At 37.3% G+C, this 11,048-nt stretch carries 8 protein-coding genes; 2 read left to right on the top strand and 6 right to left on the bottom strand.

Annotated features, from left to right (window positions below; genetic code table 11):
* The 3 genes from ACNI3T_RS05780 to metG form a co-directional block, all read right to left on the bottom strand.
* On the bottom strand, positions 1-2,060 hold a 2,060-nt coding region (locus ACNI3T_RS05780; protein ID WP_418227021.1), incomplete at its 3' end, for a hypothetical protein.
* A 208-nt stretch (positions 2,061-2,268) separates the two neighbouring features.
* On the bottom strand, positions 2,269-4,737 hold the full coding sequence (locus ACNI3T_RS05775; RefSeq protein WP_418227020.1) for a hypothetical protein: 2,469 nt from the start codon (positions 4,735-4,737) through the stop codon (positions 2,269-2,271).
* Between the two features lie 128 nt (positions 4,738-4,865).
* On the bottom strand, positions 4,866-6,941 hold the full coding sequence (metG, locus tag ACNI3T_RS05770; RefSeq protein ID WP_418227019.1) for a methionine--tRNA ligase: 2,076 nt from the start codon (positions 6,939-6,941) through the stop codon (positions 4,866-4,868).
* A 122-nt stretch (positions 6,942-7,063) separates the two neighbouring features.
* Between metG and ACNI3T_RS05765 the strand changes: the two genes are divergently transcribed.
* Together ACNI3T_RS05765 and ACNI3T_RS05760 are read left to right on the top strand one after the other, a co-directional pair.
* Positions 7,064-7,645 carry a hypothetical protein gene (locus ACNI3T_RS05765; RefSeq protein ID WP_418227017.1) on the top strand — a complete coding sequence of 194 codons (582 nt, stop codon included), beginning with the start codon at positions 7,064-7,066 and terminating at the stop codon, positions 7,643-7,645.
* Positions 7,646-7,653: 8 nt separating this feature from the next.
* Positions 7,654-8,013: a YraN family protein gene (locus ACNI3T_RS05760; protein WP_418227016.1), complete on the top strand. Its 360-nt coding sequence runs from the start codon at positions 7,654-7,656 to the stop codon at positions 8,011-8,013.
* A gap of 75 nt (positions 8,014-8,088) precedes the next feature.
* Here the strand turns inward: ACNI3T_RS05760 and ACNI3T_RS05755 are convergent, their stop codons facing one another.
* The 3 genes from ACNI3T_RS05755 to ACNI3T_RS05745 all read right to left on the bottom strand — a co-directional run.
* The gene (locus ACNI3T_RS05755; RefSeq protein WP_418227015.1) at positions 8,089-10,161 is read right to left on the bottom strand and encodes a M13 family metallopeptidase; all 2,073 of its coding nucleotides are present in this window, start codon (positions 10,159-10,161) and stop codon (positions 8,089-8,091) included.
* 146 nt (positions 10,162-10,307) lie between these two features.
* Positions 10,308-10,838, bottom strand: a complete 531-nt coding sequence (locus ACNI3T_RS05750; RefSeq protein ID WP_418227014.1) for a nuclear transport factor 2 family protein — start codon at positions 10,836-10,838, stop codon at positions 10,308-10,310.
* Between the two features lie 16 nt (positions 10,839-10,854).
* A partial coding sequence (locus ACNI3T_RS05745) for a hypothetical protein (RefSeq protein WP_418227013.1) occupies positions 10,855-11,048 on the bottom strand: 194 nt, incomplete at its 5' end.

The raw sequence follows: 11,048 nt of genomic DNA, 5'->3' as shown, positions 1-11,048 counted from the left end.
AGCATTCCTGTATCTGATAATGGAAAATCATCTAAAAACAAAGTCATACCATTCCCATCTGGATCGTCTTCTCTTTTTTTATCTGGTGTGGTAAATACTTGATCTTCAAATGGTGCTGGAGTTATGTTCAAAAAAGTCATTGAAGATAAAGAACTTCTAACAGCAAAATTTCTTGGAGACTCCTGTACGGTTAAATTTTTTGACCTTAAATATTGGGCGAGCGTCGTAAACATCATTTTATCCTCATCTGTTATAACGTTAACTCTTCCCCAGGCATGCATCCCTAGTTTTCTCTCTCTTTCTAACACAGGATCAATCTCTGTTTCCACGAGAACTTCATCTAGCATCTCTGCATTCTCACCAAAATTATTCATAGAAAAGAAATAGTTGTTCGTATTATCTTCTATGTAAGCTGGTTTTCTAGTTAATACATCTGTAGGGCGGTCGAATTTTTCTATGAACCTCGTATCAAATCGTATCGCCAAACCTGCTGGAACTAGGGATCCATTACTTTTTATTCTGGAAATAAATAGATCTTCGCCTTCCATGGGTGTTAAATCTTCTAAGATGAAGGAGTCCTTTCCTGGAGGTAAGGTTATTTCACTCAGCATATTTGTTGAGGATGCGTGAATTATAAACTTTCTTTCCTTCTCTGTACTTCCATTAGCAGTCGCAGTGACATTCAAGTGTTGTTCAAATTCGTATTTTGGCAATTCTTCATCGCTAAAAATCTTCTTCCAGTTATAACTACTCCAGCCTTGAGTCAATAATAAATTGTCCAGGGCAACTTTATTGACTTCTGAATCATTCTCGAAATACCAATCTCCACCTTCAATAAATCCTTGCACATAAGATCTCAGGAAGTATTGTGACAGGATGCTGTTTTTAGAATCGTATGAGGATGTTTCTTTTGGGAGAATAGATACGCTGATAAAAGTACTATCCTGATCCTTTAATTTTTCGAAATTGAAATTGAGGGTATCTAGTTCAGCAAGAACTTTAGGTTTCTTTAGAGAGGCGATAGGTAAATTTTCTGAATTGAAAATCATTCTTTCCACAATAGGACTGCCTTCTGAATCCCAGAGCGTAAAAATGTTTATACCTGGATCCATATCCTTAAAAGCAAAATTAGTCTCCAGTATGGTATTTTCTTCGAATGTTACCTTGAAGGTTTTGACACTATTCGCATTCTGTAGAGTGAGAGCATACTCTTTATGGCCAATATCCTTTAAAGTTTCACGGTTAGTTCTTAGCTGAAGTACCACGTTGGTCTTATTAAGTTCAGAGCTAAGGACAATTCCCTTGGAAGATATATCTAATTCAGGGGCAACTGTAAACTCATTTCCTCCATAACGTATACGCGCTATATATTTTTCCGACACTTCTGGCTCAATACTAACTTTACCAATACCAAATTGGTCCAGAGTTGTCGTTTGTATAATCTTTTTCTCAGAGTTGAGTATTTCTACAGTTGCATTTGACAATCCGAAGCCTGAAGGATCTTTCACCACAACACCCAGGTAGTTTTTTGTGTTCGCTACTAAGTGTCCGCTTTCTGGTAAAAATTGGGCGTCAATATTTTCAAGTGATACTTTTTTAACTTTACTATCTAAATTTGAGTTCAAAACCTGGAAACTTTGTTGGAAAAAGTGATGTTGATCAAAATTTCTCATCCAGTTAGTGTATGCCGTAATAGTATAATTACCACCGACAAACGTAGAATCAATATTGAATAGATTACTGCCAACACCTTTGTCTATAAGAATTAGTTTTTCTTTAAGAACTGCATTCGTTGAATCTTTGATTTGAACATATAGATTGGTAGTATTGAATGAAGGTTTGAAATCACGTAACGTACTTACGTAAGCTTTGAATGCGAGCTGTTCACCATTGAGGTAGGAAGATTTATTCAGGTGTAGATATGCAACTTCCTTTGGAAAAGAGTGAAATTCAATAAGCTTATTATGAATAGGACGGCTAAAATCCTGGGAGAATAGAATTGTTTGGCAAAACAGTAATAAAAATGCAATTAATTGCACGGAGAGTTTGGAAGTTTTCAAATTTTCGCAGGTTGGTTAGTTTTTCAAAGGTCACAACAAGTATGCCGATTATAACGGTAAAGTATAAATAAAAGATCTTAAAATCAAAAAAGAATAGCCCGGAAGTTATTTCCAGGCTTTTTTAGCTTATTCCAGGTTGAATTTAATAGAAAATCTCGGTCAGAATTCATCGAATAGACATCATGCATTCTTAGGAATGTATTATTTTCTAGTTAAATGGCCTTTCCAAATTGATAACCTGATGGATTAGATTACCATTTGATGAGAAGCCTTCAACAATTAGCTGAAAATCTACTTCAGGTTTTAAAATTTTAAATTCGACAGGTTCATCTTGGGTCGCCAGGAGTTGACCTTTCCAATCGATAACACCATAATTTTTGAAGAATTCGTCAAACCTGTTTGGATATTTTGGAACATAATATTGCTTATTGGCCGCAAAAGAAACCGGGAATTCAAAACTTTGAACCCGATTGCCAATGTTAGTATTTTTTGATCCTGTATAATCCAGATATATTTTTATACTTCCATTACCTTCCAAAATACCACCACCCATACCTCGCCTGTTAATTTCTATATAATCAATATTGATCATTGGGAATTGATATAGCATTGCTTTTTCTGCTAGTGGAAATCCATCCAGAAAAATGGCCATACCTTCACTATCAGGTTCTGGTGTACTACTTGCTTTTATATTTTGTGAGAATGTATTGTCAGATCCTCCCGAACTTACGGAGCTATTCATGGATGTCATAAGAGATAAACCACCATTAACAATAAAGCCTCCGGGCGATTCTTGTACGCTGAAATTGTTTGCCCTTAAATATTGTGCAAGTGTTGTAAACATCATTTTTTCATTATCAGTAATTACATGTACTTTACCCCAGGCATGTGTACTTAATTTTCTCTCTCTTTCAAGATCTGGATCAATACTTGTTTCGACCAGAACCTCATCTAACATTTCAGCATCCTGTCCAAAATTATTCATGAAAGTGAAATAATTACTCATATCATCTGGAATATATTGAGTTTCTCTACTTAAAAAATTAGTAGGACGACCAAATTGTCCAATCAATTTTTTTTGAAATCTCATAGCCAGACCTGCAGGGACCAGAGATCCTTTGGATTTCTTTTTAGAAATGAAGAGGTCTTCGCCTTCCATTGGCACTAAGTTTTCAAGTATAAATGAATCTTTTCCAGGAGGTAAAGTAATTTCGGATAGGGGATTTGTGGAGGATGCATGAACAATAAAATTTCGTTCTTTTTCAGTGCTGCCATTCGCAATACCAGTAATACTTAAATAGCGTTCAAAATCATACTTTGGAGACTCTTTAAGATTATTGAAAATATCTTTCCAGTTGTAGCTACTCCATCCCTGGGTTAGTAATAGATTATCCAGAGCCATAAGTTTATTCTCAGTCAGATCTTTGAGGTACCAGTCTCCGCCTTCAATGTGACCTTTAAGATAAGGCCTTAACATGAATTGGGTCAAGATGCTGTTCTTTCGATCATACGAAGTAGTCTCTTCAGGAAGAATAGAGATACTAAAAAAGGTAGTATCTACATTTGGGGCATTCTTAAATCTAAATTTGAGACTATCCTTCTCAGCTATCATTCGCGGAGAATTAAAATTAACTACGGGAAGATTATTTGGATTGAATATTAATCGTTCAGCTACAGGATTTGACTTAGAATCCCAAAGTGTTAGAATGTTTATGCCTGCCTCCATATTTCTAAAAGGTAGATTGGTTTGCAGGATAGTGTTACCCTCGAAAACCACACTAATAGCTTTAACGCTTCTGGAATTCTGTATGGTCAAGGTGTGTTCTTCCTTGCTAATATCCTTTAAGGTCTTTTGATTGGTTCGAAATTGTAGAACGATTCCATTCTCTTTTATTTCGGGACTCAGTAATATTCCCTTCTGAAAAATTTCGATATCAAGATCTTTAAAAAATTCATTTCCTCTATATCGAATCCGTGCTTTGTATGCTTCTGAAAATTTCGGGTTTAAATTTATTCTTCCTATCCCGAACTTATCTAAGGTTGTGGTTTCTATGATCTCTTCTTTAGCATTCAGTAGTTCGACAGTTGCATTGGATAATCCATATCCAGAGGGATCTTTGACGATCACCCCTAACTTATTAATGGTGTTTGCAACTAAATGTCCGCTTTCAGGTAGAAATTGTGCATCAATGTTTTGAAGCTCTATTTTTTCTTGTTTATCATCAAGATTGGTTTTCAACACCTGAAAATTTTCAGTAAAGAAATAATGTTGATCAAAATTCTTCATCCAGTTGGTATAAGCGGTAATAGTATAATTACCTCCAGTAAATGTAGAATCGATGTTGAACAAATTACTTCCCACACCTTTATCTATAAGCACGAGCTTTTCTTTGAGAACCGTATTTGCAGAATCTTTGATCTGCACGTATAAGTTTGTGGTTTTCAGGGAAGGTTTAAGATCCCTTGCGGTACTTACATAAGCGGTGAATGCTAGTTGTTCCCCATTTAAATAAGAAGATTTATTCAAGTGTAGATAAGCAACTTCTTTAGGGGTGGAATGGTATTCAATTAATTTTTGCTGAAGTAATTCTTTGTTGGTTTGGGCAAACAGTGATGACTTAGAATTTGGCAAAAATAGGATAGCCAGAAAAGCAAATATTGGTTTTAAAATATTCAAAATACAGGTGGTTGGTTAGTATTTTAGGTTCACCAAAAAACATGCCGGTATAACGTCGGGCTATAAAAAATATTCAAATATAATTTCAAAAAAAAGCCCGGAAAGTAATTTCCAGGCGATTAGAGTTTCTAATTTATCGTGATTCCGTTGGAGACATTATCCTCGTCAGGATTTACAAAAACAAGCTTACCTTCTTTGTTTTCGGTCATCAGGATCATTCCTTCGCTTTCTACTCCGCGTAATTTTCTCGGAGCAAGGTTTACCAGCACAGTTACTTTTTTACCAATAATATCTTCTGCTTTAAAATGTTCAGCAATACCGGAAACTACAGTTCTCTGGTCAATTCCAGTATCAACTTTAAGAATCATCAGTTTTTTGGTTTTGGCCATCTTTTCAGCTTCTATAATAGTTCCAACACGCAGATCCATTTTAGTGAAATCCTCAAAAGTAGCAATCTCTTTTTGCGGTTCAGCTTTCTGATTTTCCATTTCGTTCGCTGCTTTGGTAGCTTTTAATTTTTCCAGTTGTTGCTCCATTTCTTCATCTTCTATTTTACTGAAAAGTAGTTCCGCTTTTCCAATTTGATGACCTGCAGGAATTAATGCTTCCCGGGTACCAATAATATCCCAGTCTGGGGTAGTAGAAGTATTCTCTCCAGTTTGATTCAGCATCCGCTTTAATTTAGCGGAAGTGAAAGGGATGAAAGGTTCGCTGATAATGCTGAGTGCGCTGGCAATTTGAAGTGCCACATACATGATCGTTTTTACACGATCTTCATCAGTTTTTATTTGTTTCCATGGTTCTTCATCAGCCAGGTATTTATTTCCAAGCCTGGCCAGGTTCATCAACTCACCCTGAGCTTCACGAAAACGGTATTTTTCAATTGAACTTGCGATTACCGATGGATATGCTTTCAATTCAGCAATGGTCTGTTCATCCACTTCAGTATACTCTCCCGGCTGCGGAATTATTCCGTCGTAATATTTGTTGGTTAAAACCACCACGCGGTTAATAAAGTTTCCGAAGATAGCGACCAGCTCATTATTGTTTCTTGCCTGAAAATCTTTCCAGGTAAAATCATTGTCTTTTGTTTCCGGAGCATTTGCAGTCAACACATAACGCAATACATCCTGTTGATCTGGGAAATCCTGCAGGTATTCATGTAGCCATACCGCCCAGTTCTTTGAAGTTGAAAGTTTTTTACCCTCAAGATTCAGAAATTCATTTGCCGGCACATTCTCAGGTAAAATATAGTCTCCATGAGCTTTCAGCATCGTAGGGAAAATAATACAGTGAAAAACGATATTATCCTTCCCAATGAAATGAACCAGTTTGGTTTTTTCGTCTTTCCAGTAAGGTTCCCAGTCTTTTCCTTCTCTTTCTGCCCATTCTTTGGTAGAGGAAATATAGCCAATAGGAGCATCGAACCAAACATATAGCACTTTGCCTTCGCCACCTTCCACAGGAACTGGAATTCCCCAGTCCAGATCTCTGGTTACCGCGCGGGCTCTTAAACCATCGTCGATCCAGGATTTCACCTGACCATAAACATTACTTTTCCAGTCGGCTTTGTGTCCTTTCAGGATCCATTCCTTTAGAAAATCTTCATATTGGTCCAATGGTAAAAACCAGTGTTTAGTTTCTTTTAAAGTTGGAACGGCGCCGGTAATAGCAGATTTCGGATTGATAAGATCTGTAGCATTTAATGAAGTTCCGCAGTTTTCACACTGGTCTCCATAGGCCTCTTCATTCCCACATTTTGGGCAGGTTCCGGTTACAAATCTATCTGCAAGAAACTGGTTAGCCTCGACATCATATAATTGCTCGGTAGATTCTTCAATAAATTTACCATCCTCATACATTTTCTTGAAAAATTCTGAAGCGGTTTTATGATGAACATCACCTGAAGTCCTGGAATAGTTATCGAAGGTAATTCCGAAGTCTTCAAAAGAGGTTTTAATGATCGCATTATACTTGTCTACTATATCCTGCGGACTCACACCTTCTTTTTTGGCCTTGATCGTAATTGGCACACCGTGCTCATCACTTCCACAAACAAATGCTACATCATGTCCTTGCATTCGTAAAAACCTGGAATAAATATCTGCAGGTACATAAACGCCTGCAAGGTGTCCAATATGAATAGGCCCGTTTGTATAAGGTAAAGCCGCTGTGATCGTAAATCTCTGAGGATTTTTGCTCATTAGAATAAGTAAATTTTTAAGAGCGGTAAAGTTAAGCAAAGACGTTCGAATACGCGTTAAATTCTTGTAAAAGCGGAACCTTGTGGAGCTTATCTGTATACTTTTACTACAAAAAACATCAAATGCGTAAAATTCTAGCCGTTGTTGGTCTGCTGGCCATCGTTTCCTGTAATAGTAATAAAGCTGTAAGTGGCTCTAAAGATATTTACAGTCTTGAAAGTTTGAGCAGAATGTCTTCGGAAGATATTTCGCGCAATTACCCACAATCCAATATAGAAGAAGGAGTGGATGAATTCGAGGAGGGAACCGAGACTAAACCTTATAGTATACTTTTTCCTGAAACTGAAGACGAGGTGTTGATTACCTGGCAAACTGAAGAGAAGAAAAATGTGAGTTCAATCAATTATTCCGGAGAAGGAAGATGGACCACTGCTGATGGAATTAAGGTTGGAATGAGCCTGGATGAACTAAATGAATTAAATGCTAAACCAGTGTCCTTTTACGGTTTTGGATGGGATTATAGTGGAGCTGTAGACTGGAATGGTGGAAAACTTGCAAAGTCCGGAATTGGTGTTTTCCTAAAAACCGATAAGGATATTCCTAATAAATTCTATGGTGATAAGATCGTAAAAACGAATAAAGAAGAGATTGATGCTCTTGAACTTCAGGTAGGATCTATGATGTTGATAAATGAGGTAAACTAGGTTTAAGAATGGCCACGCATAATGATCTGGGCAAAAAAGGGGAGGAATTAGCAGTGCAGTTTCTTTCGAAAAATAATTACGAGATCCTGGAACGTAATTTCAGATACCGTAAAGCTGAAGTGGATATTATTGCCAGAGAAGCAGATACCTTAATAGCAGTTGAAGTAAAATCACGAAGCTCCGTTTATTTTGGAAATCCTGAAGATTTTGTGAAACCAGCACAGATCAAATTACTTGTGGAGGCAATGAACCACTATTCCGAAAAGCGGAATACAGATCTGGAGATAAGGTTTGATATCATTGCGATCACAAAATCTGGATCCAACTACGAAATTGAACATATTACTGATGCCTTTCTACATTTTTAAAGGCTTCTTATTAATTAGGGAAAAAAAAGCCGGTCGAAAGACCGGCTTTTTTAATGCTATAAATTTCAGAAGCTGTTACCAGATTCTTACTCTATCTTCAGGTTTTACGTACATCTTATCACCTTCTTCAATAGTAAATGCATCATACCATGCATCGATATTCTGTAGTGGTACATAAGCTCGGTACATTCCAGGAGAATGAGAATCGGTTTTGATCCTGTTCCTCATCGCTTCATCTCTCATTTTGGTTCTCCAAACGGTAGCCCAGGAAAGGAAGAATCTTTGTTCTGGAGTAAATCCATCTATTTTACCAGGGTTTTCATTGTTTTCCAGGTGGATTTGTAATCCATCATAAGCAGCATTCACTCCTCCAAGATCACCAATATTTTCACCCAAGGTGAATTTTCCATTAATGTAGACACTGTCCAATACTTCAATAGCGCTGTATTGCTCCGCCAGGTCATTTCCTAAAGTTTCAAATTCTTCAAGATCTTTCTCAGTCCACCAGTTGTTAAGGTTTCCTTCAGCATCAAATCTAGCACCGCTATCATCAAAACCGTGTGAGATCTCATGACCAATTACAGCGCCAATTCCGCCGTAATTCACCGCAGCATCTGCTTTATAATCGTAGAATGGAGGTTGTAGAATTGCCGCCGGGAATACGATCTCGTTATAACGTGGATTGTAGTAAGCATTCACCGTTTGCGGAGACATGAACCATTCACCCTTATCAACAGGCTGTCCAAGATCTGCCATGTTCTCTGCAACTCTCCATTTTTGAAAGTTCAGCATGTTCTGGAAATAAGACCCTCCTTCTTCAGGTGAGGTGATTTCTAGATCTCCGTAATCTTTCCACTCATCAGGATATCCAATTTTTACATTGAAAGTACTAAGTTTTTCAAGCGCTTTCTTTTTGGTATCCTCGCTCATCCAGCTAAGATTATTAATTCTATTTTCGTAAGCCTTCAGGATGTTGTCCACCATTTCCTGAGCTTTTTTCTTCGCTTCTGCCGGGAAATGTTCTTCAACATAAAGTTTTCCAAGAGCTTCACCTAAAGTCCCATTGATAGAACTAAGAGCTCTTTCATTTCTAGGACGTTGTTCTTTTGCTCCTTGAAGTGTTTTACTGTAAAATTCCCACTTTTCAGTTTCGAGATCTGTAGTAAGTGCACTTGCAGCTCCGTTAAAAAGATCCCATTTTAAATAGGTTTTCCAGTCTTCTACAGAATTTTCAGCAATGATCTGCTGTAATGCTTTCATATATTTTGGCTGGGAAACGATGATCGTATCAAGATCCTTTGCACCAATCCCATCAAAATAAACTTTCCAGTTCATAGCCGGAGTCATCTTTTGCAACTCGGCAACGCTCATTGGGTTATAGGTATTTCGGGCATCACGACGTTCTACTTTATCCAGTTTTGGCTCAGCAAGTCTGGTTTCAAACTTCAGGATCGTTTCAGCAGCATTTTTCGATTCTTCTTCTGAATATTCAAGATACTGTAGCATATCTGCGACGTAAGCTTTGTATTTCGTTCGGGTTTCCTTGGAATCTGAATCATTCTGAAGATAATAATCTCTTTCAGGTAATCCCAGACCAGAAGGGTTCAGGTAAGCAGCGTTCATATCAGAATTTTTGCTGTCTGCACCAACACCAAAGCTGAAGAATCCGGCACTTCCGTATTCGCTCATTTCAACTAGGAAATTTTGAAGATCTTCTTTGTTCTGGATAGAATCGATCTTTGCCAGGTAAGGTTGTACCGGCTCAATTCCCTGCTCATTTCTGGCAACAGTATCCATGATACTTTTGTAAAGATATACAGCTTTTGCCTGGTCTGTTGAAGCATCAAGACTATCGCTTGCAGCCATTTTTTCCAGAAGACCAAGAGCATCCTCATCGGTTCTTTGTCTTAATTCGTCGAAACTTCCCCAACGTGTTCTGTCTCCAGGAATTTCTGTACTATCGAGCCAGCGTCCATTTACATAGCGAAAGAAATCTTCTTTAGCAGTTGTAGATGTATCCATGTAAGCAAGGTTGATGCCATGGATCTCATCATCTTTTTCCTCAGTTTTTTTTTCGTCATCATTACAGGCGGTAAACATTCCTGCGCTGAGAACAGATAAAAACAAAATTCTGTTTATTCTTTTCATTGTTCTAGTTAAGAATTATAAAATAATCTGGCTAATGTAGCAAAACGGTCAAAATAATCCATAGTTCAGCCTCGCCGAATTGAGAACAACCTGCTGAAAATTAATAATTAAGCTTGATGTTAATTCTTATCTATTCTGAATAGAAACTATTTATTTTTCAATTCTGAAATCAGATTCTTATCGAATTGGACTTTTAAACTGGTAAGTTCATCTACATTTTCATTAGGCACTGCGATCGAAAGTACGTAATGATGAATCTTCCATTTGCCATCTTCTTTAGCAACTACTCCAGAACCTCTGCAAATTCCCATTTGGGTGTCCAGAAGTTCATCAAACCAGGCAATTTTTGAGTTCTGGTGTACATAAATATTTCTTTGAATCGAAGTGAAATTCCATGCTTTGCCTGAGTCAAAATATGGTTTAGCGAACTTTTTAAATTCTTCCGCAGTCCAGTTTTCAGTAGCATCAGTCCCAATAAATATGGCATCATTAGTCATTAGACCAAAGTATGTTTCAAATTCAGTATCGGCGGCAGCAAGATGCCAGCTGTCCAGCGTTTCACTTACTCTTTCACTGATCGCTGTCTTATTTTTTTCTGAATCCTTTACCTGTGCATGCAATGGCAACACGGTGAGAAATGCGAAAACGAATAGAAATTTTAAAGCTGAATTTTTCATTGGTCGAATATTTTTTTTAAGATACTACATTTTCAACGGTATCTTTAGTTACTGTTGAATCCATTTCTCTTTCCAATCTTTCAAATTCATCCAACTCCTTCTCAAAATCTTCAAGAGTTTTCAGAAATAATTCATTCATCTGAAGTTTGAGATTATTGAATTCCAGGTAGATCTCTTTGGCTGTACGATCAATATCCTTTACATCTGGTT

The organism is Christiangramia qingdaonensis, from assembly GCF_048381525.1.
In the GTDB taxonomy this organism is placed as follows: domain Bacteria; phylum Bacteroidota; class Bacteroidia; order Flavobacteriales; family Flavobacteriaceae; genus Christiangramia.
The sequence above is the reverse complement of the archived record's forward strand: the minus strand, read 5'-3'. Positions and strand labels throughout refer to the sequence as shown.

Bases quoted from the DNA above. Each gene is read 5' to 3' on its own strand.
- metG (WP_418227019.1), bottom strand. From the start codon at position 6,941: ATGAGCAAAAATCCTCAGAGATTTACGATCACAGCGGCTTTACCTTAT.
- ACNI3T_RS05760 (WP_418227016.1), top strand. From the start codon at position 7,654: ATGGCCACGCATAATGATCTGGGCAAAAAAGGGGAGGAATTAGCAGTG.
- ACNI3T_RS05750 (WP_418227014.1), bottom strand. From the start codon at position 10,838: ATGAAAAATTCAGCTTTAAAATTTCTATTCGTTTTCGCATTTCTCACC.
- ACNI3T_RS05755 (WP_418227015.1), bottom strand. From the start codon at position 10,161: ATGAAAAGAATAAACAGAATTTTGTTTTTATCTGTTCTCAGCGCAGGA.
- ACNI3T_RS05765 (WP_418227017.1), top strand. From the start codon at position 7,064: ATGCGTAAAATTCTAGCCGTTGTTGGTCTGCTGGCCATCGTTTCCTGT.